Source organism: Citrobacter sp. L55 (assembly GCF_002850715.1).
Lineage (GTDB): Bacteria > Pseudomonadota > Gammaproteobacteria > Enterobacterales > Enterobacteriaceae > Citrobacter > Citrobacter braakii.
The window spans coordinates 15070-37631 of sequence record NZ_KZ559406.1 but is presented as its reverse complement, the minus strand read 5'-3'; the positions used below and the strand labels follow the sequence as shown (position 1 = coordinate 37631).

Sequence of the window (22562 nt, the reverse complement as noted above, 5' to 3'; positions counted from 1 at the left end):
TATGTCATGAGTAAACTGTTCGATCGCTTTCGCTACTTTAAACAAAAGGGCGATACGTTTGCCGATGGGCACGGGCAAGTGATGCACACCAACCGGGACTGGGAAGACAGCTATCGTCAGCGCTGGCAGTTCGACAAAATTGTGCGTTCTACCCACGGCGTTAACTGTACCGGCTCATGCAGTTGGAAAATCTACGTCAAAAACGGACTGGTGACCTGGGAAACGCAGCAAACCGACTACCCGCGTACCCGCCCTGACCTGCCAAATCATGAACCCCGTGGCTGCCCGCGCGGTGCCAGCTACTCCTGGTATCTTTACAGCGCCAACCGTCTGAAGTATCCCCTGGTGCGTAAACGTCTGATCGAACTGTGGCGCGACGCCCTGTCCCGCCAGCCCGATCCGGTGCTGGCCTGGGAATCCATTATGAACGACCCGCAAAAATGCCAGAGCTACAAGCAGGTACGCGGGCGCGGTGGTTTTATCCGTTCCAACTGGAAAGAGCTTAATCAGCTCATTGCTGCCGCCAACGTCTGGACGGTGAAAACCTATGGCCCGGATCGCGTGGCCGGGTTCTCCCCGATCCCTGCTATGTCGATGGTCTCCTATGCCGCAGGCACACGTTATCTTTCGCTACTGGGCGGAACCTGCCTGAGCTTCTATGACTGGTACTGCGACTTACCGCCTGCATCACCGATGACCTGGGGCGAACAGACCGATGTTCCAGAATCCGCCGACTGGTATAACTCCAGCTACATCATCGCCTGGGGGTCAAACGTGCCGCAGACCCGTACCCCGGATGCGCACTTTTTTACTGAAGTACGCTACAAAGGCACCAAGACGATTGCCATTACGCCGGATTACTCGGAAGTCGCCAAACTGTGCGACCAGTGGCTGGCCCCCAAGCAAGGGACAGACAGCGCGTTGGCGATGGCGATGGGCCACGTGATTCTGAAAGAATTCCACCTCGACAATCCAAGCGATTACTTCATCAATTACTGTCGTCGCTATACCGATATGCCGATGCTGGTTTTGCTGGATGCCCGGGAAGATGGCAGCTACGTTCCAGGGCGCATGATGCGCGCCTCAGACCTTGTCGATGGTCTGGGCGAAAGTAACAATCCGGAGTGGAAAACCGTGGCCTTTAACACTGCTGGCGAACTGGTGGTCCCGAACGGGTCTATCGGTTTTCGCTGGGGCGAGAAAGGTAAATGGAACCTGGAGCCACTGGCGGCTGGCGCTGAAACAGAACTTTCCCTCTCGCTGCTCGGTCAGCATGATGAAGTGACTGGCGTGGCATTCCCCTACTTCGGCGGTAACGAAAACCCACATTTTCGCAGCGTGAAACAGGAACCCGTGCTGATTCGTCAACTGCCGGTAAAACATCTTACCCTCGCCGATGGCAGCCGTTGCCCGGTGGTAAGCGTTTATGATCTGGTGCTGGCGAATTACGGCCTCGACCGTGGTCTGGATGACGCTCATAGCGCGCAAGATTACAGCGAAGTGAAAGCCTACACCCCGGCCTGGGGAGAGCAAATTACCGGTGTCCCTCGTCGTCATATCGAACAAATCGCCCGTGAGTTTGCCGATACGGCGCACAAAACCCATGGCCGTTCGATGATTATCCTCGGGGCTGGCGTCAACCACTGGTATCACATGGATATGAACTACCGTGGAATGATTAACATCCTCGTGTTCTGCGGTTGTGTGGGACAAAGCGGCGGCGGCTGGGCGCACTATGTGGGTCAGGAGAAACTGCGTCCGCAAACTGGTTGGTTGCCGCTGGCCTTTGCGCTGGACTGGAACCGCCCACCGCGTCAGATGAACAGCACCTCGTTTTTCTACAATCACTCCAGCCAGTGGCGTTATGAAAAACTCACCGCTCAGGAACTCCTCTCTCCGCTGGCTGACGCGTCGAAGTTTAGCGGACATTTGATCGACTTTAACGTGCGGGCAGAAAGAATGGGCTGGCTGCCGTCCGCGCCGCAGCTCAACCTCAACCCTCTGACCGTCAAAGCAAAGGCAGAACAAGCGGGAGTGTCGCCTGCACAATACACTGCACAGGCGCTGAAATCGGGTGAAATTCGTTTTGCCTGCGAGCAGCCGGATAGTGGTAACAACCATCCGCGTAATCTCTTCGTCTGGCGCTCTAACCTGCTCGGCTCCTCCGGTAAAGGGCATGAATACATGCTCAAGTATCTGCTGGGTACCGAAAGCGGGATCCAGGGGGAAGCGCTCGGTTCAAGCGAAGGTATTAAACCTGAAGAGGTGGAATGGCAGTCCGCGGCGATAGAGGGCAAGCTTGATCTGCTGGTAACGCTCGATTTCCGTATGTCGAGTACCTGCCTGTTCTCCGATGTCGTTTTGCCGACCGCCACCTGGTATGAAAAAGACGATATGAACACCTCGGATATGCATCCGTTTATTCACCCGCTGTCGGCGGCGGTCGATCCTGCGTGGGAATCGAAGAGCGACTGGGAAATTTATAAAGGCATCGCCAAAGTCTTCTCTGAGGTTTGCGTCGGGCACCTTGGGCAAGAAACGGATGTGGTATTACAACCGCTGCAACACGACTCCCCGGCAGAGCTGGCGCAGCCGTTTGACATTCAGGACTGGCGTAAAGGCGAATGCGATCTCCTCCCGGGGAAAACGGCGCCCAATATTGCCGTTGTGGAACGTGACTATCCCGCCACCTACGAACGCTTCACTTCGCTCGGTCCGCTAATGGACAAGCTCGGTAACGGCGGGAAAGGTATTACGTGGAATACCCAGGCGGAGGTCGATTTCCTCGGCAAGCTGAACTACACCAAACGCGAAGGCCCGGCGAAAGGCCGACCACTGATAGACACCGCGCTGGATGCGTCTGAGGTGATCCTCGCCCTGGCACCGGAAACGAACGGTCAGGTGGCGGTGAAAGCCTGGGAAGCGCTGGGAGCGATGACCGGACGCGACCATACGCATCTGGCGTTGAACAAAGAAGACGAGAAAATCCGTTTTCGCGATATTCAGGCGCAGCCGCGCAAAATCATCTCCAGCCCCACCTGGTCCGGGCTGGAAAGTGAACATGTCTCCTATAACGCAGGCTATACCAACGTCCACGAGCTGATCCCGTGGCGCACCCTGTCCGGTCGCCAACAGTTGTACCAGGATCACGCGTGGATGCGAGCCTTTGGTGAAAGTCTGGTGGCATATCGTCCGCCTATCGATACCCGAAGCGTCAGCAATATGCGCGAAGTTCCGCCTAACGGCTTCCCGGAAAAAGCGCTCAACTTCCTGACTCCGCATCAGAAATGGGGGATCCATTCTACCTACAGCGAAAACCTGCTGATGCTGACGCTGTCGCGCGGCGGCCCCATTGTCTGGATCAGTGAGACCGATGCTAAAGAGCTGGGCATTGAGGATAACGACTGGATTGAAGCCTTTAACGCCAACGGCGCGCTCACCGCGCGGGCTGTGGTGAGTCAGCGCGTGCCGCCGGGAATGACCATGATGTATCACGCTCAGGAGCGAATCATGAATATCCCTGGCTCGGAAGTCACCGGTATGCGCGGCGGGATCCATAACTCAGTCACCCGCGTCTGCCCGAAACCCACGCACATGATCGGCGGCTATGCGCAACTGGCATACAGCTTCAACTATTACGGCACGGTCGGCTCTAACCGCGATGAGTTCATCATGATTAGAAAAATGAAAAATATTAACTGGCTGGATGATGAAGGTCGCGATCAGGTACAGGAGGCGAAAAAATGAAAATACGCTCACAGGTAGGCATGGTTCTTAATCTGGATAAGTGCATCGGCTGCCACACCTGCTCCGTCACCTGTAAAAACGTCTGGACCGGGCGCGAAGGGATGGAATATGCGTGGTTTAACAACGTTGAGACCAAGCCAGGCATTGGCTATCCGAAAAACTGGGAAGATCAGGAAGAGTGGCAAGGCGGCTGGGTTCGCGATGTTAACGGGAAGATAAGGCCGCGCCTGGGCGGCAAGATGGGCGTTATCACCAAAATTTTTGCTAACCCGGTGATCCCGCAAATCGATGATTATTACGAACCCTTTACCTACGATTATCAGCATCTGCATAGCGCGCCGGAAAGCAAGAATCAGCCCACCGCACGTCCGCGCTCGCTGATAGATGGCAAACGGATGGACAAGATTATCTGGGGTCCTAACTGGGAAGAGTTGCTCGGCGGTGAGTTCTCAAAACGTGCCCGCGACCGTAACTTTGAGAAAATGCAAAAGGAGATGTACGGGCAATTCGAAAACACCTTCATGATGTATTTACCGCGCTTGTGCGAACACTGCCTGAACCCAAGCTGTGTCGCCACCTGCCCGAGCGGTGCCATCTATAAGCGTGAAGAAGACGGCATCGTGTTGATCGACCAGGATAAATGTCGCGGCTGGCGCTTGTGCATCAGCGGTTGTCCGTACAAAAAAATCTACTTTAACTGGAAGAGCGGTAAATCAGAGAAGTGCATTTTCTGCTACCCGCGTATTGAGTCCGGCCAGCCGACGGTATGTTCGGAAACCTGCGTGGGACGCATCCGCTATCTTGGCGTATTGCTGTATGACGCCGACCGCATCGAAGAAGCAGCCAGCACCGAGCATGAGACCGATCTCTACGAGCGTCAGTGCGATGTGTTCCTCAATCCGCACGACCCGGCGGTCATTGAAGAGGCGTTAAAACAAGGTATTACGCACAACGTCATCGAAGCGGCCCAACGTTCGCCCGTTTACAAGATGGCGATGGACTGGAAGCTGGCGCTGCCGCTGCACCCGGAATACCGCACCCTGCCGATGGTCTGGTATGTACCGCCGTTGTCGCCGATTCAGTCGGTCGCTGACGCGGGGGGACTGCCGCACAATGGCAACATTCGCCAGCGGTTGAATCACTGCGAATTCCGGTTCAGTACCTTGCCAACATGCTTAGCGCGGGCGATACCGGTCCGGTACTGCGCGCGCTAAAACGAATGATGGCCATGCGCCATTATATGCGTTCGCAAACCGTAGAAGGTGTTACGGACACCCGCGCGATTGAGGAAGTGGGTCTGACCGTTGAGCAGGTTGAAGAGATGTATCGCTATCTGGCCATCGCCAACTATGAAGACCGCTTCGTGATCCCGACCAGCCACCGTGAAATGGCGCGTGATGCGTTCCCGGAAAAAAACGGTTGCGGATTTACCTTTGGCGACGGCTGCCATGGTTCAGATACCAAATTCAACCTGTTTAACAGCAGTCGTATTGACGCCATCGACATCACCGAAGTGCGCGATAAAGCGGAGGGTGAATAATGCAAATCCTTAAGGTTATCGGCCTACTGATGGAATATCCCGACGAGTTGCTGTGGGAGTGTAAAGACGAGGCGCTGGCGCTTGTGGCCAGCGATGCCCCAATGCTTACCGAATTTAGCCAGGGGCTGCTCAATGCGCCATTACTGGATAAACAAGCCGAATGGTGTGAGATATTTGACCGGGGCCGGGCCACCTCTCTGCTGCTGTTTGAGCACGTGCACGCCGAGTCTCGCGATCGGGGCCAGGCGATGGTTGATCTGTTGGCGCAGTACGAAAAGGTCGGACTGCAGCTCGACTGCCGCGAACTGCCGGATCATCTGCCGCTGTATCTGGAGTACTTAAGCGTGTTGCCGGAAGCGGAGGCCAAAGAAGGATTGCAGAACGTCGCACCGATTCTGGCGCTGCTGGGTGGGCGTTTGAAACAGCGTGATACGCCGTGGTATCAACTGTTTGACGCCCTGCTACTGCTTGCCGGAAGCCCTCTTTCAAGTGACAGTGTCACTAAACAGGTTGGCACGGAAACCCGCGACGATACCCGACAGGCGCTGGATGCCGTCTGGGAAGAGGAACAGGTGAAGTTTATCGAGGATAACGCCACCGCCTGTGACAGTTCACCGTTACAAAACTATCAACGACGCTTTAGCCAGGACGTGGCACCTCAGTATGTCGACGTCAGCGCGGGAGGCCCGAAATGATACAGTACCTGAACGTCTTTTTTTACGATATCTACCCGTACCTCTGTGGCACGGTGTTTATCCTCGGCAGTTGGCTACGCTATGACTACGGGCAATACACCTGGCGGGCCTCTTCCAGCCAGATGCTGGACAAACGCGGCATGGTGTTATGGTCAAACCTGTTCCACATCGGCATTCTGGGGATCTTTTTCGGGCACCTGTTTGGCATGTTAACCCCGCACTGGATGTATGCCTGGTTCCTGCCGATTGCAGTGAAGCAGCAGATGGCGATGATCGCCGGTGGGCTCTGTGGCGTGCTGACGCTGGTCGGTGGCGCTGGCTTGCTGGTACGTCGTTTGACCAATCCGCGCATTCGTGCAACCTCCTCCACTGCCGATATCCTGATCCTCTGCGTTCTGCTGATTCAGTGTATCCTCGGCTTAACCACCATCCCATTCTCTGCGCAGCATCCTGACGGCAGTGAAATGCTGAAACTGGTAGGTTGGGCGCAGTCGGTGGTGACCTTCCAGGGCGGCGCGTCTGCGCATCTGGATGGCGTGGCGTTGATTTTCCGTGTGCATCTGGTTTTGGGGATGACTATCTTCCTGCTGTTCCCGTTCACGCGCCTGGTTCACGTGTGGAGCGCGCCGTTTGAGTACTTTACCCGCCGCTATCAAATAGTGCGTTCACGCCGATAAATTCGCATTGAAATGTCGGGTGACGACACGCCTTATCCGGCCTACAACCAGGCACCGTAGGCCGGATAAGATAGCGATCGTCGCCATCCGGCATTTTGCACGTTATGATGCTTCTCCATTCCAGGGAGAACGTTAATGAAACCACAGGTTTACCACGTCGATGCCTTTACCTCGGTACCTTTTCGCGGCAATTCAGCAGGCGTGGTTTTGCATGCTGACGGACTGAGCAAAGCGCAGATGCAACTCATTGCTCGCGAGCTGCGTCATTCGGAAACCGCTTTCCTGCTGACCAGCGACGACAGCGATGTTCGCATCCGCTATTTCACGCCGACGGTCGAAGTTCCTATCTGTGGGCATGCTACCGTCGCTGCACATTATGTGCGGGCAAACGTGCTTGGTTTGGGCAACAGTACAGTCTGGCAAACCTCGCTGGCTGGTCGTCATCGGGTGGATATCGAAGCTACCGGGAAAGACTATCGTATTAGCCTTGAGCAAGGCGTACCCGGATTTGAACCTCCGCTGGAAGGGGCTATTCGTGGTGCGATTATCGATGCCCTACACCTGAGCGAAGACGATATGCTGGCAGGCTTGCCGATTCAGGTTGCTACCACCGGGCATTCGAAAGTGATGATTCCGCTTAAGCCCGAGGTGGACCTCGACGCCCTTTCCCCTGATTTGCAGGCTTTGACAGCCATCAGCCAACAAATTGGCTGTAACGGCTTCTTTCCTTTTCAAATCCGCCCGGGCGAAAACGCCACCGATGGCCGCATGTTTTCGCCTGCAATTGGGATTGTGGAAGACCCGGTTACCGGCAATGCCAACGGTCCAATGGGCGCGTGGTTGGTTCACCATGGGCTGATGGCGCATGATGGGAAAACGTTACGTGTTCAGGGACATCAGGGCCGTGCGCTCGGGCGCGACGGTATTGTTGATGTGACGGTGACTATCCGTGATAACCAGCCAGAAAAAGTCACCATTACCGGTTCGGCGGTGATCCTGTTTCACGCAGAATGGGCGATAGATTTTTAATTGTTCCCGTAGGCCGGATAAGGCCTACAACGTTCAAAATCATTGACTATAAAAATTTTATATGAATCTAAAAATAACAAATTCGTGATATCAAAATAATTTACAAAGTTGAACAGAGATAATGTCATTTACATTTGTGAATCAGCTAAAAAAAACTGGACAAACAAGCTACACGGTATCCTGATAGTTATTTTTATTTCCCTAATAAAAACTGTGAAAAACAACTCAAAATCTATAATGCTAAGATCAAAGTTGATAAACTCAAAAGCGCTTTAAAGCCAACAATAGGGCTAAGTTCTTCTTATTGGTCTGAGCCTGTTAATATTTTTGCGAAAAAATATTTGGAATCTATTTTTTCGATGCGCGATATAACAAGAACATTTAAAATATTAGCCGGGATGTTTCATTTTACAGAAAATGAAAAGGATATAGTAAATCAACACGCTAATAGTAATATCGGTAAAAAACACTACGACAGATACGACTATATTATTGAAAAAAGAGAGGTAACGTTGAAATGGGAAAAAGCGTTACATATTCTACTATCAAAAAATGGGCTAAATGAGATAAATTTGATTATAGAAAAGGTGAAAGCATTATAATTAATTCATTTGTTAAATGAGTTATGCATTTATTATTTTTAGCCTGAATTATCTAGGATTGTATTCAGGCTTTTTTACATATTATGTGATCAGAAACACAAAATTTACTGTGAAAATCGGTTGTTATTATATTTTTAGCAGATGAGTAAGATTCAAAAATGTATTTCTATCAAAGTAATAAAAAAATCTGTCAGTATATTTATGAACATGAATTATGGGTTTTAGGTCGTGTTATTGAAATATATAATCAGGTTACCCATCAGAATGAGGAAATGTTAGAGCCTTTATGGAGAAAATTCGATAGCGACATAGAAGGTATTTCTTTATTTTGTTCAAAAATGGAAGCAGCGTTCTATTCAACTTATTTAGAAAAAAGATTTAATGAAAAATGGGCAGTATATCCTCTGGATGATTTCAACATTAAAGAAATGATAATACATAATTATTCAGCCAAGAAAACTTACGAATATAATTTATTATTGAGTGCAGGTTTATGGGCCGATAAAGATAATAAAATTATCACATGCAATTATCATTTAGTTCAAGCCATGATCCCCGTCACGTATAAGCCTGGTGTTATAACAAAAGACAGCGAACATCCAATATTAAAAATACCAGAAAACGTAGCGGTAAAATTTAACAAAATGTGGAAAAGAAGATACCCTGACTTCATTAGCCATACCAAATCACAGTGCAATTATCACAGTGACTATTTAAAAGAACAAAGTTTAATAGCATTCAACAATATTCAATTTAAAGAGATTGATGAAATATCTGATTGTGTTTACTTAGCGACATACGACAATGACTGGATTTTTTGTAATCCAGATGATTTAAATTTAATAAGGTAAGGATATTATGGGCATTGCATATTTTTTAAGAGTTGGCGATAAAACAACGTGCGGCGGGAGCATCATAACGGGTGCATTTGATCATATAATTCATGGACAGTTTACTGCTCGTAATGGTGATAAATATATATGTGGTAAAGATAAGAATATTTATTCTATAGCCGGGGGACAGCCTGATTATTATATACAGGGTGTACAGGCTGCCGGAACAGCACATAGCACCGGTACATGTCCGTGTAAGTGCAAATTTATTAATTCAATTTATAATGTAACGTATGGCTATGAAAGTGAGAGTAAAAGTAAAGTCCATTCCGCCAGGCCAGCAACAAACAAAATGGTATCTGGAACTCTACAGCACGCACCGAAACCGCTTACAATAGCTCCAGAGCCATCTGGCCCGGTTGAAGAAGAAAAACCGCCCCGTGAACCTGTAGATGCGGGATTTTGCGTATTACCTTACGGGTCCACACCATCATCATATGAACCGTTTTTTTTCATTAATCCTCCCGATGGTACACGTGAGCTATACCATAAACTGAATCCTGATATGAAAAAACAACCTGGTTCGATTTTGATTGTTGTTGATCCTGAAAAACAAGATCAGGAACAAATTCAGACATTGCAAAAAGCGCGTGACAGAATAGATAAAGCTCTTGCACCGCTTTCTTTAGAGGAAGCAAAATTACTGCATGACAACAGAGGGGCCGTGGATGCATTTTCATATCAACTCTTTGGCAATTATTTAGGAAATGCTGGGGACGGCTTTGGCTATATTAGTGAGGCAGGTAAAGGTTATTATGAAGAAATAAATAAAATATTAATTGAAATTCAGGAGTTATACAAAAACACATATACCCATAATAAAGGTATTATATCGGGAGAGGAATTTTTCGGTCAACGTGCAAGACTATTTGGAAAACTAAATTCTCTATTAAACAAATATTCTAAAACCCATCTTAACTTAGAAGAATATAATAACATAAAAAAAGCTTTAGGTTTATCAACAGGATCAATTATGCACAAATGGGATAAAACCGGAGTGGATAATATTGAGGGCTATGCTACATATATTGAAAATTCAGCTAAATTAGTTAAACTGATGAAAACCGTTGGTTTTGTTGGGATAGCTTTAGATTTTTCCGGATACACATCAAATATTTATGATGCCTGTGCAAAAGGCCGTGAAAGTGCTTGCAAAAAAGTGGCGATAACAGAGTATAGTAAATTTGGATTTAAACAGGTAAGTGGTATGGTGATCGGAGCCGCTGCCGGACGTGCCGCGACTTCGCTTTGTACGTGGGTATTAGGACTTTCCACTATAGAAGCTGGCGGTGTCGGTGCTACTCTGTGTTTTGTTACAGGAGTTGGTGTTACTATTGCATCAGGTAAAATTGCAGAAAAATACGGCGAAGACGTTGGTGAAAAATTAGGTAATTATGCAGGAGATCATATTATATATGAAAACTCTTTTTATTCAAAATGAGGAGCTTATAAAAGTTATCATAAGCTTTGTTCTTGCATTTAATATGTTATTAATAATAGTATTTTACTTTTACAATAAGATAGCATATAAAAAAATAGTTGAAATCTATGAAAAGGAAATCGGAGCGTTGCCTGTTACAGCAATAATATGCAAAAACGCGAGTCTATTTTCCACACCTGGATTATATCTCACTAAAGTTGCGTTTATTATGGAAACTTTAATCTTCAAATATAATAAAATCTCAAATTATGATATGAGCATAGATGGTTATAATTTAATAAGAAGTTTACCTTGCAAATTGACACTAGGATTTAAAATTGAAGCAATGCTGTGGATATTATGCATTCCTGTATGGATAAGTGTGTTTATTGTCTTTTGAATAAAGGGACTCCGTTGGAGTCCCTTTATTATTTTTATTTCAATGCACCATATATCTGATCAACAATCCAACCATATGTTGCAGCAGGTAATAACCCACTCACAAATACATTTGGATTCACTTTAGGATCTGCAACTGGCGAGTGTGGCCTGTTACCTAAAATCACAATAGCCATATGGTTAACCGGATCGATTGACGTCAGCGTTCCGGTCCATCCAGTATGACCGTATGTTTCTGAACTGGGTTAGAGAACAATCCAGCGTGGCCCGATATGAAAAAACGAGTAAAGCAGCAGCTATATCAAGTTTCATGTTATTCCCTCAATCCAGGTCTACGTTTTTGCAGCCAAACAATGCAGTGATGACAAACCCTGAAACGTAAGAGATCAGAACACTACCACCATAAACGGCAATCGCCGGAAGAATCCCGTTGTTAGATGTCATGAGCGGTAACGCAACAAGCCCTGACGGGCCAAAGGCACTGTTAAGGCGATTACGTCAATCCGGCACTAATCCCGATGCCCCTATTTCCCCGCGTCCGGATGCGTATCAAACGCCGCCATTACCGTCGCCAGCTCATCCTGGGTAAAGCCATGCTTCACGTCATCCACGCCCAGGCCAAACCGCTCCTGTAACAAGGCATACAGGCTGGGGACGTCAGGCAGATTAATCTGTTCTACCGCGTGTCCATCCTGATAATGGGTGAAATGAAAATTGGTTAACGTTAATTTCCCGCCGTCAGGCAGATGACGACACATCAGCAAATGATGGCGAAAATGTGATTGCGGCCAGTGAGCGGACCAGAAGTTGCCTATCAGATAATCGCTCTGATGCTGGACGACCAGGTCGAAACGGTACATTGATTGCCAGTGTTCGTGATGACAGAACTGTAGGATCCAGTCTTCACCTTCCTGAATCAGCCGATACTCGCCGTGTGGTGTCTTCTGCTCAATGTTCGCCTGCAGACGAATCGGCGCCGTCAGCGTCTGCCCGCCGAAGCCAACGTCGGCGATCCACTGCTCTCCCTGCAACTCAACCAGCAACAGACGATGCGTGCGTGGTGGCAGGCTTGACGGGTTCGCCAGTACCACACGTCCGAGCAGACTGCGTACGGTAAAACCGATTTCGCGTAGCGCTCGCTCAAATACTCCGTTCTGTTCAAAACAATAGCCGCCGCGACGCGCCGTCACCAGCTTCTCTTCCAAAGACAAATCATCAAGCTGCATCTCTCTTGGAAGCAATACATCCAGGTTTTCAAAAGGTATGGCGGCGTTGTGCAGTAAATGCAGCGCCCGTAAGGTTTCAATGTTGACCCTGGCCAAATCTGACCAGCCAATACGGGCAAAATAAGCGGTTAAAAAAGGCGTCATACGGAGTTCCTGTTCGATTAATGCAGTACTTATAGCGCATTTTTAATTTTGCGCCGTCGATTTTGTGCGTTGTTCCTCCAGACGAGGCGACAAAATCGCTAATACCGTTAATATCTATGTTTATTGTGGTGTGTTATCTCTCAGCCAAGGAGCATCCATGAGCCATTTTCGTCCGATCGAATTAAAACATGCCAGTCGGTTGCTAAATCACGGCCCAACGATATTAATCACCAGCCGGGATGAGCATACCGAGCGGCGAAATGTGATGGCTGCCGCGTGGTCAATGCCCGTGGAGTTTGAACCACCGCGGATCGCGATTGTTGTCGACAAGACCGCCTGGTCACGTGAGCTCATTGAACGTAGCGGCAAATTCGGCATCGTTATTCCGGGCGTTGCCGCCGCCAACTGGACCTGGGCCGTAGGCAGCGTTTCCGGTCGTGTGGAAGATAAATTCAACTGCTACGGCATTCCCGTGGTGCAGGGACCGGTACTGGGTTTACCGCTGATTGAAGCAAAATGTCTGGCCTGGATGGAGTGTCGCCTGTTGCCTGCCACTGCGGCACAGGAAAAATATGACACGCTGTTTGGTGAAGTGGTCTCGGCTGCCGCTGATGAGCGAGCCTTCGTGGAAGGACGCTGGCAGTTTGATGATGGCAAGCTCAATACCCTGCATCACCTTGGGGCCGGAACGTTTGTCTCCAGCGGAAAACTCATAACAGCAGCTGAATAATGGCACGACAAAACGGGCGGAAAATCCGCCCGTTTTTTCTTACATGCTGTAGCCGGGTTTTTTAATCAACCTGGCCATCTGCGGCGCAATCTCCGCATCCCACACGCCCTGCCACGCCTCGGGCTCAATTTCATTAAGCGCCACACTCACTGAACTGTCTTTGCTTTGCAAATGACGAATAATGACGTCGGTAATATCCGCCGCCAGCGCGGATTTTTGTTCGTCGTTAAGATCGCGAGGAAAACATTTGATATCGACGTGCGGCATAGCAGATTCCTTATTGTTTTGGGATGCAGGTAACTTATGCGGATTCTCGTTCTACCAGGTGAAATCCAACATCAATAATATCGTCTTCACGCGGAATTTGTTCGATACGATCGGCAAGCAGAGAGGCGGCGCGTTGTCCAATAGCCCGTCTGTCGACGCTGACGGTGGTGATGGCTGGTCGGTTACTGGCGGCAAAGTCGAGATCGCCAAAACCGATTACCGCTAATTCCTGCGGCACGCGTAGACCACGGCTTTCGGCTTCCATGATCGCCCCTTGGGCTAACGTATCTGAGCTACAGACGATGACATCAAACGCGCGTTCAGCCAATAGCTGTGCCAACCCGCTACGCCCCAATGCCAGAGAGGCAGGAAGCGGGACATCCACCTGTGCGCCAGCCGCAATACCATGACGGCTCAGCGCATCGCACAGTCCTTGTTTACGCTGGCCAGCCCGGCGATCGGCGGTCCATAGCAAACCAGGACGGCGATACCCTTTTTCCAGCAAATAGTCTGCTACCGCCTGCCCGACTTTTTCATGCGAAAACCCCACCAGCATATCGATGGGCGTTGGCGTTAAATCCCATATTTCCACGACCGGGATGGCCGCATTAAGAATCACCTTTTTCAGCTCGGCGGTATGATGGATACCGGTGAGCACTACACCATCCGGGCGACGAGAAAGCAGCGTCGCCACCAGCTCAGCCTCTGTTTGCGGCGTATAACCCGACACGCAGAGCAAGATGTGGTATCCGCGTTCAGCCAGTTCATCGCTTAATGACTGGATGGTATCGACAAACATATTGTTGTTAATTTGTGGGACAACCACAGCAATAAGCTTACTGCGACGCGACGCCAGCCCCCCGGCCAGCGCGTTGGGAATATAGCCAGTGGCGCGTACCGCCTGCATCACTTTCTCTACTGTTCTCGGGCGCACCAGTTGCGGGGTATTCAACGCCCTGCTCACCGTCATGGGCGACAATCCCGCGGTACGGGCAACATCTTCCAGCGTGGGTGCGCGCGGAGGTCTGGGATTTTTCACTGTCGATGCCCTTGTCAAAAATCGCTGATTTATCCTGGCATTATTCATCATGATTTCGGCTATTGCCAGCGCCCCTCTACGATAACGCTGAGAAAACAGCAGCTTAGTTAATTAGCACCATCTGAAATGATAGCGCCATCATAATGACTTGTGCATTTACCCATAAAGTATTGGAATGTGATGCTGTTTACAAGTTACTGCCCTTTCGTCTCAGTATTTGTGAGCGATTGTTCAAAACGCATTCAATTCGCTGGCGCAATGATTGCGCTAACACTAAAAATGTTAGCGCAATCATTTGTTATCACCAGGAGAGATTAAAATGTCATTAAGTGCGAATTCCGATGCCGTAACGTATGCCAAATCAGCCAATGCAAAAACCGCGGCTGAAACCGGCGACCGTATCGAGTGGGTTAAGCTGTCCCTGGCTTTCCTTCCTCTGGCAACACCCGTGAGCGATGCCAAAGTGCTGACCGGTCGCCAGAAACCCCTAACCGAAGTTGCTATCATTATCGCGGAGATCCGCAGTCGCGACGGGTTTGAAGGCGTTGGATTTAGTTACTCCAAACGGGCTGGCGGCCAGGGAATCTACGCTCATGCCAAAGAAATTGCCGATAACCTGTTAGGCGAAGATCCAAACGATATCGACAAGATCTACACCAAGCTGCTGTGGGCTGGAGCTTCCGTAGGGCGCAGCGGCATGGCGGTTCAGGCTATCTCCCCTATCGATATCGCCTTGTGGGATATGAAGGCCAAGCGTGCAGGGTTGCCGCTGGCAAAACTATTGGGTGCACACCGGGACTCCGTGCAGTGTTACAACACCTCCGGCGGATTCCTGCATACGCCGCTGGATCAGGTGCTCAAAAACGTCGTTATTTCCCGTGAAAACGGCATTGGCGGCATCAAACTCAAGGTTGGTCAGCCAAACTGCGCCGAGGATATTCGCCGCTTAACCGCGGTGCGTGAAGCGCTGGGCGATGACTTCCCGCTGATGGTCGATGCCAATCAGCAGTGGGATCGAGAAACCGCCATTCGTATGGGACGAAAAATGGAGCAGTTCAATCTGATCTGGATTGAAGAGCCGCTGGATGCCTACGATGTGGAAGGTCACGCCCAACTGGCCGCCGCGCTTGATACCCCGATTGCTACCGGTGAAATGCTGACCAGCTTCCGCGAACATGAACAGCTGATCCTCGGTAATGCCAGTGATTTTGTGCAGCCCGATGCACCGCGTGTGGGGGGAATTTCACCGTTTCTGAAAATTATGGACCTGGCGGCGAAACACGGTCGCAAACTGGCTCCGCACTTTGCCATGGAAGTTCACCTGCATCTGTCCGCCGCTTACCCGCTTGAGCCATGGTTGGAACATTTCGAATGGCTGAACCCGTTATTTAATGAACAGCTTGAGCTGCGCGATGGTCGGATGTGGGTTTCCGACCGTCACGGTCTGGGGTTCAGCATCAGCGAGCAGACACGCCGCTGGACGCAATTAACCTGCGAGTTTGGTAAACGTCCTTAATTTATTTGGCGGGTAAGTAATACCCGCCCTCTTCCCTACAGAAACGCTCTCAACCTTATGAAAGGAGTGGGTGATGAACACAATAATAAAGCGCACAAAAGTGCGTTACGGTATTTTGATATTTCTGTTTCTTGCCACCGTATTTAATTACGCCGATCGCGCGACGTTATCCGTCGTGGCTCCGATTATGAGCAAAGAATTAGGTTTTGATCCCGAAGCAATGGGACTGGCCTTTTCTGCCTTCGGTATTTCTTATGTCATTATGCAATTGCCTGGCGGCTGGCTACTTGATCGCTACGGTTCTCGTCTGGTATACGGCTGCGCCCTGATTGGCTGGTCGCTGGTGACCATGTTTCAGGGCACCATTTATCTGTATGCCAGTCCACTTGTGGTATTGATAATCTTACGTTTACTGATGGGTGCCATTGAGGCTCCGGCCTTTCCTGCCAACAGCCGATTAAGCGTGCAGTGGTTTCCTAATAACGAACGAGGATTTGTCACCTCAGTTTACCAGGCCGCGCAATATATCTCGTTAGGGGTAATTACACCGTTAATGACGATTATTTTGCATAATCTCAGCTGGCACTTTGTTTTTTATTACATCGGGGCGATTGGCGTTATTCTTGGCATCTTCTGGCTGGTAAAAGTCAGAGATCCTATGCATCATCCGAAGGTAAACCAGCAGGAAATTGACTATATCCGGGAAGGCGGTGGCGAACCGTCGCTGGGAAATAAAAAACAGCCACAGAAGATTACCTTTGCGCAAATAAAAAGCGTCTGCGTCAACCGCATGATGATTGGCGTTTACATCGGGCAGTTCTGCGTGACGTCAATCACCTGGTTCTTCCTGACCTGGTTTCCTACCTATCTGTATCAGGCTAAAGGAATGTCGATCCTTAAAGTGGGGTTTGTCGCCAGTATTCCTGCTATTGCCGGGTTTATCGGTGGATTGTTAGGGGGCGTTTTTTCAGATTGGCTATTAAAGCGCGGCTACAGCCTGACGGTTGCTCGTAAGCTACCCGTTATCTGCGGAATGTTACTTTCCTGTGTCATCGTTATCGCTAACTACACCTCGTCAGAATTTGTGGTTATCGCGGCGATGAGTCTGGCATTTTTCGCCAAAGGCTTTGGCAATCTGGGATGGTGCGTACTTAGCGATACTTCACCAAAAGAAGTGCTCGGCATTGCTGGCGGCGTATTCAATATGTGCGGCAATATGGCGAGTATTATCACGCCGCTGGTGATCGGCGTCATTCTGGCGAATACCCAGTCATTCGATTACGCCATTCTGTACGTCGGTTCGATGGGGCTGATTGGCCTGATTTCTTATCTGTTTATCGTGGGGCCGCTGGATCGTATTACGCTGAGCCCGTCCGTCGCGTAATGTAAGCTTATGGCGATAGTTCGCCCGCTGTTCCGGGATTTGCACTCCTGCGGAACAGCGTTTTTTTGTTTAAATAATCTTATTATTTTTCAGTACAGTACGCAGTCGCGGGTGCTGGCAAACCGCGTCAGCGATGGCGCTGATATTGGGCGTGTTGTCCTGAAACCAGTCATGCCCTGGCCCCCAGGTGCGCATAACGGCAATATAAACGTCCAGCAGTGTTAGCTGATCGCCAAACGCGTACGGCTCAGCGCTTAGCTGGTCGTTCAGCCACATATAAAGCGATTTGCGGTACTCAATACAGTTCTTTTTTAACTGCGCCGCGGCGTCTGGTACCCAGCGTTGTGGATAATCGGCATAGGTAAACGTTGGATAGACATTTGCCACCAGCCATATCAACAGACGCTGAAACTGCTGGCGCTCAGCGTGCCCAACGGGTGGCGCAAGTTCAGGACAACGATCGAGGATCATCAGGGCGATCGCCGCCGTTTCCGTCATCACGTTACCATTTTCCAGTATCAGTGTGGGCACCTGGCACAGCGGATTCATTTTTTTAAGCAACTCCCGCGAAGGCCCGTCGCGGTCAAAACCATCCACATCAATAAAGCTGTAAGGGATCTCCGCCAGTGTGAGCATCACTTCACTGATGGCCGATCCCCAGCCCGGCACCCCATAGACCTTAATCATGCTGCAACCCCCCAAAGTTAAAACCCTAAGTGTAGAGCAGCATTCGTCAGTCTATGCAGACCTGCCTATCTTTCCCTTGAAGTTCACAGCACTTTCGACAAGAACTGCTGGGTGCGCGTGTGGCGTGGATGATTCAGCACCTGCTCGCTGCTGCCCTGTTCGACGATTTTGCCATCGACCATAAACACCACCTGATCCGCCACTTCCCGGGCGAACCCAATCTCGTGCGTCACCACAACCAGCGTGGTTCCCGACTGCGCCAGTGCTTTGATGACATCCAGAACTTCGCCTACCAGTTCAGGATCCAGCGCTGAAGTGGGTTCATCAAACAGCATAACGCGTGGATTTAGCGCCAGCGCACGGGCAATAGCGATACGCTGCTGCTGACCGCCGGAGAGATGACGCGACCAGGCATCGGCTTTATTACGCAGGCCAACGGCATCAAGCAGAGTTAATGCCCGCTCGGTGGCGGCTTTACGCGATGCCAGACCGTGCGCAATGGGCGCTTCAATCAAATTCTCCAGCACCGTTAAGTGCGGAAACAGATTAAAATTCTGGAACACATAGCCGACGTTAACGCGCTGGCGCAAAATTTCCGCCTCTTTCAGCTCATACAGCTTGTCTCCCTGCCGACGATAACCAATGTAATCGCCATCGATTTGAATAAACCCTTCATCGACGCGCTCCAGATGGTTGATCGTCCGCAAGAGTGTGGATTTCCCTGAACCGGACGGGCCAAGAATAACCGTTACCGTTCCGGGAGGGATCTCCAGCGACACATTATCCAGCGCTTTGTGGCGACCGAAGTATTTGCTGACGCCGGTAATGGAAATATGGCCTTCAGGCGAGTGGGACATGGACGGCCTCCTGCTGCGGACGTTGACGGTTGCGTTTTTCTGCACGGCTCACCCGGGCGGTATTGATTGCTGAACGTCGCTCGCTGCGGGCCAGCGCGCGTTCGACCAGGTGCTGAATTAACGACAGGACGCTGGTGATCACCAGATACCACACCGCACCCACCATCAGCAGCGGGATCACTTCCTGCGTGCGGTTGTAGATCATCTGGATGGTGTAGAACAGCTCAGGCATTGCCAGCACGTATACCATCGCCGTCCCTTTCGCCAGACTGATGATTTCATTGAAGCCAGCAGGCAAAATGGTGCGCAGTGCCTGCGGCAGAATAATCCGCAGCGTACGTCGCCATGCGGGTAAGCCCAGCGCTGCCGCTGCCTCGTACTGGCCGTGGTCAACCCCTAAAAATCCACCACGAATAATTTCAGCGGTATAGGCGCTTTGCACCAGCGTCAGGCCAACCACTGCGGTGGAAAACTGGCCGAGCACATTGATGGTCTCAAAACTGCCCCATTGAATGGGAGTAAACGGAATACCAATCGCCAGCGTGTCGTACAAATAGGAGAAGTTGTACAAAACGATGAGCACCACAATCAGCGGTAACGAACGAAACAGCCAGATGTATCCCCATGCCAGACCGTTCAGTAGCCAGGAAGATGAAAGCCGTGCCAGCGCCAGCAGACCACCGATGATAATACTCAACAGCGTACCGATAAGCGTCAGTAGCAGAGTTTGCCCAAGGCCGGACAAGATAACCGGATCAAAGAACCAACGGGCAAACACGCCCCATTCCCAGCGCGGATTAAACGCCACGGACTGGATAATCACCGCCAGGACAAACAAGGCAATAACTGCTCCTGCGGTGCGCATAGGATAGCGCGCCGGTACGACTTTAATACTCTCCGTCGTTTTCATCTTCTCTCCTCAGGCTATTCTGGCCTGACCGGCGATGGTCAACAGTTTGGTAAAGCGCAGCCGGCCATCAAACGGTGGCAGGCTGTACTCTTCGGGATCGCGCGCTGTATCAAATTGCGGATCGTAGCCCTGGCTTAAATAAAGTCGCACGGCCTCAGGCTGGCGAAATCCCGTGGTCAGATAAATCCGGCTGTAGCCCGCCAGCAGCGCCCTGCGTTCCAGCTCCTGCACCACGCGCGCCGCCAGCCCCTGCTGGCGCAGGCTGCTTTTCGTCCAGATGCGCTTAATCTCGGCGGTGTCTTTGTCGTAAGGTTTGTAGGCCCCGGTGGCGATAATCTCGCCGCTGCGCTCCAGTACCACGAAAAGTCCCTGCGGTGCCAGATACCATTCGGTCAGCTCCACTTCAGCGTCGCGAGAAAAATAATCGCCATAGCGGGCGGCATATTCACCGAACAGACCGTTCAAAATTGGCTGCAGCTCGCTGGCTTCAGGTGAGACCACGCGAAATTGATCGCTCACGATGACCTCCTTAGTCGCCTAAACCGGCCGGGTTGATTTCAGATTGCGGAATACGTTCCACCCCTTCTCCCCAGCGGTTCAGCACCTTGTCATAGTCGCCGTTGCCAATTACGCCGTTGAGGGCGGTTTGTACCGGCAGAACCAGACCGCTGTCCTTTTTCAGCGTCACAGCGATGTGTGCCGCTTTTGGCCAACCGCCATCAACGCTGCCCACCCGTTGCGTTTTACCGTTGAGTGCAGCTTTCCACGCGCCGATAACGTTAGGACCGAAGTAAGCATCGGCGCGGCCTGACTGCAGAGCCAGGGTTTGCGCGGCATCATCTTTGGTATACACCGGCGTAAACGGCTGCAACCCTTTCTTCACGTTCTCATCGTTCCAGGCGAGCAGGATGGCTTCCTGATTTGTCCCCGAACCTACGATGATGCGCAGACCGGCGATATCTTCTGCCTGCTCGATTTTCTTCAGCTTACTGCCGGTTTTGACATAGAAGCCAAGGGAGTCCTTACGATACGTCGCGAAATCGAATTTCTCTTTGCGGGCTTTGGTGACGGTAATATTGCTGATCGCGGCATCATATTTGCCGGACGTGACGCCCAGCGGCCAGTCTTCCCATGACGTGGGCACGACGTTGAGTTCCAGCCCCAGACTATCAGCCACCAGACGAGCGATGTCCGCCTCGCTGCCGATCAGTGTCTTATTGTCATCGGCAAAGACGGTCAGCGGCGGCTGGCTTAACCCGGCAATCGCCACGGTGAATTTACCCGGTACGGCCAGGTGCAGGTTCGCGGGCAACTGCGCAATCGCCTGCGGATTTTTTGCCGTATTGATTGGCGTTTTATTGGCTTCCAGGCTTACGCCCGTACCGTTAATAGTCACATCATTTGCCCAGACGTTAGCGCTGAAAGCCAGTGACAGCGCGAGGAAGACTGATTTTTTCTGCATAGCGTTTTTCTCTTATTGTGTGAATTGGTTTGCAGGTGTCGCGAGTCCCAGGCTTGCGCGCAGGGTCGTACCGGGATATTCATGGCGGAACAGGCCACGCGCCTGAAGCACGGGGACAACCTGTTCGACAAAACGCGGGAAGGTATCTGGCGTTCCCCCCTGGATGATAAAACCGTCTGCGGCTTTTTCGTCGAACCACTGCTGAAGACCATCGGCAACCTGTTGCGGCGTACCGCTGAAACGTGGGCGTGGACTGGCCGCTTCCAGAGCAACCTGGCGTAGCGTTAAGCCACGCTCACGCGCGTTGCGTTTGATCTCATCAGTCGTACTGCGAAAGCTGTTTTGTCCAAGGGAACCCAGATCCGGGAACGGTGCATCCAATGGATATTGGGCGAAATCATGATGTTCAAAGTAGCGGCCCAGGTAGTTCAGCGCGTCGGTAATAGAGACCAGCGCAGCGGTAGTCTGATACTGCTGCTCAACATCCTCTGCGCTGTCGCCAACAATCACGCTGACGCCCTGGAATATATGCAGTTGTTCGGGATGTCGCCCGGCGTAGGCCAACTGGCTTTTTACATCCTGATAGAACTCTTTGGCCTCCGCCAGCGACTCCTGATGGGTAAAAATAGCATCGGCATGCTGCGCCGCTAATTTCTTACCATCCTGTGAAGCGCCCGCCTGGAATATAATCGGACGGCCTTGTGGCGTGCGCCCAATATTTAACGGCCCTGCGACCTGAAAATAATCTCCATGATGGTTAAGCGTGTGCAGTTTTTGCGGATTAAAAAATTCTCCACTTGCCTTATTACGGGTAAAAGCATCATCTTCCCAGGAATCCCACAGTCCTTTCACCACCTGTAAATATTCATCGGCGATACGATAACGCAGGGCATGTTCTGGATGCTGGGCACGGGAATAGTTCTTTGCCGAACCCTCCAGAGGTGACGTGACCACGTTCCATCCGGCTCGCCCCTGGCTGAGATGATCAAGGCTGGCGAACTGCCGTGCGGTAGTAAACGGCTCGCTGTATGACGTGGATACCGTGCCAACCAATCCCAGATTTTGGGTAATGCTGGCCAAAGCAGATAATACCGTCAGCGGCTCAAAGCGATTTAAAAAGTGTGGAATTGATTTTTCATTAATATACAGACCATCGGCGACAAAAATAAAATCCAGCTTCCCTTTTTCCGCAATAAGCGCCGTCTCTTTGACAAAATCAAAATTAATACTGGCATCGGCCTGTGCCGCCGGATGACGCCATGCGGACATATTTCCCGCTGCGCCATGCAGAATAGTGCCGAGCCGTAGTTGCCGATTTTCAGCCATAATAACCCCTAC

18 protein-coding genes and 4 pseudogenes are annotated in these 22562 nt (G+C 50.8%); 12 read left to right on the top strand and 10 right to left on the bottom strand.

All coding sequences use genetic code 11. The features are described 5' to 3' along the window. Window positions 1-6 precede the first annotated feature (6 nt). From B9P82_RS16765 to B9P82_RS16725, 9 genes and pseudogenes are all read left to right on the top strand, one after another. On the top strand, window positions 7-3747 hold the full coding sequence (locus tag B9P82_RS16765; protein WP_047358145.1) for a nitrate reductase subunit alpha: 3741 nt from the start codon (window positions 7-9) through the stop codon (window positions 3745-3747). Next, window positions 3744-5287: pseudogene (narH, locus tag B9P82_RS16760) on the top strand (nitrate reductase subunit beta). The gene B9P82_RS16765 and the pseudogene narH overlap by 4 nt, the downstream one beginning before the upstream one ends. Then, window positions 5287-5982, top strand: coding sequence for a nitrate reductase molybdenum cofactor assembly chaperone (gene narW, locus B9P82_RS16755; RefSeq protein WP_016153117.1), 696 nt, complete (start codon window positions 5287-5289; stop codon window positions 5980-5982). The pseudogene narH and the gene narW overlap by 1 nt, the downstream one beginning before the upstream one ends. Beyond that, window positions 5979-6659, top strand: a complete 681-nt coding sequence (gene narI / locus B9P82_RS16750) for a respiratory nitrate reductase subunit gamma (RefSeq protein ID WP_003833047.1) — start codon at window positions 5979-5981, stop codon at window positions 6657-6659. Before narW ends, narI begins: the two co-directional genes overlap by 4 nt. A gap of 135 nt (window positions 6660-6794) precedes the next feature. Continuing rightward, on the top strand, window positions 6795-7688 hold the full coding sequence (locus tag B9P82_RS16745; RefSeq protein ID WP_101700655.1) for a PhzF family isomerase: 894 nt from the start codon (window positions 6795-6797) through the stop codon (window positions 7686-7688). Between the two features lie 359 nt (window positions 7689-8047). Further along, the gene (locus tag B9P82_RS16740; RefSeq protein WP_101700654.1) at window positions 8048-8290 is read left to right on the top strand and encodes a site-specific integrase; all 243 of its coding nucleotides are present in this window, start codon (window positions 8048-8050) and stop codon (window positions 8288-8290) included. Window positions 8291-8448: 158 nt separating this feature from the next. Continuing rightward, entirely contained in the window at window positions 8449-9141 is a 693-nt protein-coding gene (locus B9P82_RS16735) for a hypothetical protein (RefSeq protein WP_101700653.1), read from the top strand. 7 nt (window positions 9142-9148) lie between these two features. After that, complete coding sequence (locus B9P82_RS16730) at window positions 9149-10624, top strand: PAAR domain-containing protein (RefSeq protein ID WP_101700652.1); 1476 nt, start codon at window positions 9149-9151, stop codon at window positions 10622-10624. Then, the gene (locus tag B9P82_RS16725; RefSeq protein WP_046275321.1) at window positions 10599-11003 is read left to right on the top strand and encodes a hypothetical protein; all 405 of its coding nucleotides are present in this window, start codon (window positions 10599-10601) and stop codon (window positions 11001-11003) included. The genes B9P82_RS16730 and B9P82_RS16725 overlap by 26 nt, the downstream gene beginning before the upstream one ends. Window positions 11004-11037: 34 nt before the next feature. Here the strand turns inward: B9P82_RS16725 and B9P82_RS16720 are convergent. The 3 genes and pseudogenes from B9P82_RS16720 to nhoA all read right to left on the bottom strand — a co-directional run. Continuing rightward, window positions 11038-11244: pseudogene (locus B9P82_RS16720) on the bottom strand (penicillin binding protein PBP4B); the annotation flags it as partial. A gap of 79 nt (window positions 11245-11323) precedes the next feature. Then, window positions 11324-11491: pseudogene (gene murP, locus B9P82_RS29030) on the bottom strand (PTS N-acetylmuramic acid transporter subunit IIBC); the annotation flags it as partial. Window positions 11492-11526: 35 nt separating this feature from the next. After that, a complete protein-coding gene (gene nhoA / locus B9P82_RS16710) occupies window positions 11527-12372 on the bottom strand; it encodes an N-hydroxyarylamine O-acetyltransferase (protein ID WP_016156552.1) in 846 nt (281 codons plus the stop codon). Between the two features lie 157 nt (window positions 12373-12529). Here nhoA and B9P82_RS16705 point away from each other — a divergent pair, with 157 nt between their 5' ends. Next, window positions 12530-13102 carry a flavin reductase family protein gene (locus tag B9P82_RS16705; RefSeq protein WP_016156553.1) on the top strand — a complete coding sequence of 191 codons (573 nt, stop codon included), beginning with the start codon at window positions 12530-12532 and terminating at the stop codon, window positions 13100-13102. Between the two features lie 39 nt (window positions 13103-13141). Here B9P82_RS16705 and pptA read toward each other — a convergent pair whose 3' ends face one another. Continuing rightward, a complete protein-coding gene (pptA, locus tag B9P82_RS16700) occupies window positions 13142-13369 on the bottom strand; it encodes a tautomerase PptA (RefSeq protein WP_016156554.1) in 228 nt (75 codons plus the stop codon). Window positions 13370-13403: 34 nt separating this feature from the next. After that, window positions 13404-14456 (bottom strand): LacI family DNA-binding transcriptional regulator, encoded by a 1053-nt coding sequence (locus B9P82_RS16695; RefSeq protein WP_233628821.1) that lies wholly within the window; start codon window positions 14454-14456, stop codon window positions 13404-13406. Between the two features lie 271 nt (window positions 14457-14727). Here B9P82_RS16695 and B9P82_RS16690 point away from each other — a divergent pair, with 271 nt between their 5' ends. Continuing rightward, window positions 14728-15924, top strand: coding sequence for an L-talarate/galactarate dehydratase (locus B9P82_RS16690; protein WP_016153126.1), 1197 nt, complete (start codon window positions 14728-14730; stop codon window positions 15922-15924). Window positions 15925-15997: 73 nt separating this feature from the next. Then, window positions 15998-17308, top strand: a complete 1311-nt coding sequence (locus tag B9P82_RS16685) for an MFS transporter (protein ID WP_101700650.1) — start codon at window positions 15998-16000, stop codon at window positions 17306-17308. Between the two features lie 69 nt (window positions 17309-17377). Here B9P82_RS16685 and B9P82_RS16680 read toward each other — a convergent pair whose 3' ends face one another. The 5 genes and pseudogenes from B9P82_RS16680 to B9P82_RS29025 form a co-directional block, all read right to left on the bottom strand. Then, window positions 17378-17995 carry a glutathione S-transferase family protein gene (locus B9P82_RS16680; RefSeq protein WP_016153128.1) on the bottom strand — a complete coding sequence of 206 codons (618 nt, stop codon included), beginning with the start codon at window positions 17993-17995 and terminating at the stop codon, window positions 17378-17380. Between the two features lie 83 nt (window positions 17996-18078). After that, on the bottom strand, window positions 18079-18852 hold the full coding sequence (locus B9P82_RS16675) for an amino acid ABC transporter ATP-binding protein (RefSeq protein WP_016153129.1): 774 nt from the start codon (window positions 18850-18852) through the stop codon (window positions 18079-18081). Continuing rightward, window positions 18836-19762: an amino acid ABC transporter permease gene (locus tag B9P82_RS16670; RefSeq protein WP_016153130.1), complete on the bottom strand. Its 927-nt coding sequence runs from the start codon at window positions 19760-19762 to the stop codon at window positions 18836-18838. Before B9P82_RS16670 ends, B9P82_RS16675 begins: the two co-directional genes overlap by 17 nt. 9 nt (window positions 19763-19771) lie before the next feature. Further along, a complete protein-coding gene (locus tag B9P82_RS16665) occupies window positions 19772-20281 on the bottom strand; it encodes a GNAT family N-acetyltransferase (protein WP_016153131.1) in 510 nt (169 codons plus the stop codon). 10 nt (window positions 20282-20291) lie between these two features. Beyond that, window positions 20292-22550 (bottom strand): annotated as a pseudogene (locus B9P82_RS29025) (NtaA/DmoA family FMN-dependent monooxygenase). Window positions 22551-22562 lie beyond the last annotated feature (12 nt).

Excerpts from the sequence above, each read along its gene's own strand:
- B9P82_RS16680 (WP_016153128.1), bottom strand. The coding sequence starts at position 17,995 with ATGATTAAGGTCTATGGGGTGCCGGGCTGGGGATCGGCCATCAGTGAA.
- B9P82_RS16675 (WP_016153129.1), bottom strand. The coding sequence starts at position 18,852 with ATGTCCCACTCGCCTGAAGGCCATATTTCCATTACCGGCGTCAGCAAA.
- narI (WP_003833047.1), top strand. The coding sequence starts at position 5,979 with ATGATACAGTACCTGAACGTCTTTTTTTACGATATCTACCCGTACCTC.
- nhoA (WP_016156552.1), bottom strand. The coding sequence starts at position 12,372 with ATGACGCCTTTTTTAACCGCTTATTTTGCCCGTATTGGCTGGTCAGAT.
- B9P82_RS16685 (WP_101700650.1), top strand. The coding sequence starts at position 15,998 with ATGAACACAATAATAAAGCGCACAAAAGTGCGTTACGGTATTTTGATA.
- B9P82_RS16730 (WP_101700652.1), top strand. The coding sequence starts at position 9,149 with ATGGGCATTGCATATTTTTTAAGAGTTGGCGATAAAACAACGTGCGGC.
- pptA (WP_016156554.1), bottom strand. The coding sequence starts at position 13,369 with ATGCCGCACGTCGATATCAAATGTTTTCCTCGCGATCTTAACGACGAA.
- B9P82_RS16690 (WP_016153126.1), top strand. The coding sequence starts at position 14,728 with ATGTCATTAAGTGCGAATTCCGATGCCGTAACGTATGCCAAATCAGCC.
- B9P82_RS16670 (WP_016153130.1), bottom strand. The coding sequence starts at position 19,762 with ATGAAAACGACGGAGAGTATTAAAGTCGTACCGGCGCGCTATCCTATG.
- B9P82_RS16735 (WP_101700653.1), top strand. The coding sequence starts at position 8,449 with ATGTATTTCTATCAAAGTAATAAAAAAATCTGTCAGTATATTTATGAA.
- B9P82_RS16765 (WP_047358145.1), top strand. The coding sequence starts at position 7 with ATGAGTAAACTGTTCGATCGCTTTCGCTACTTTAAACAAAAGGGCGAT.
- B9P82_RS16705 (WP_016156553.1), top strand. The coding sequence starts at position 12,530 with ATGAGCCATTTTCGTCCGATCGAATTAAAACATGCCAGTCGGTTGCTA.
- B9P82_RS16745 (WP_101700655.1), top strand. The coding sequence starts at position 6,795 with ATGAAACCACAGGTTTACCACGTCGATGCCTTTACCTCGGTACCTTTT.
- B9P82_RS16740 (WP_101700654.1), top strand. The coding sequence starts at position 8,048 with ATGCGCGATATAACAAGAACATTTAAAATATTAGCCGGGATGTTTCAT.
- B9P82_RS16695 (WP_233628821.1), bottom strand. The coding sequence starts at position 14,456 with ATGAATAATGCCAGGATAAATCAGCGATTTTTGACAAGGGCATCGACA.
- B9P82_RS16725 (WP_046275321.1), top strand. The coding sequence starts at position 10,599 with ATGAAAACTCTTTTTATTCAAAATGAGGAGCTTATAAAAGTTATCATA.
- narW (WP_016153117.1), top strand. The coding sequence starts at position 5,287 with ATGCAAATCCTTAAGGTTATCGGCCTACTGATGGAATATCCCGACGAG.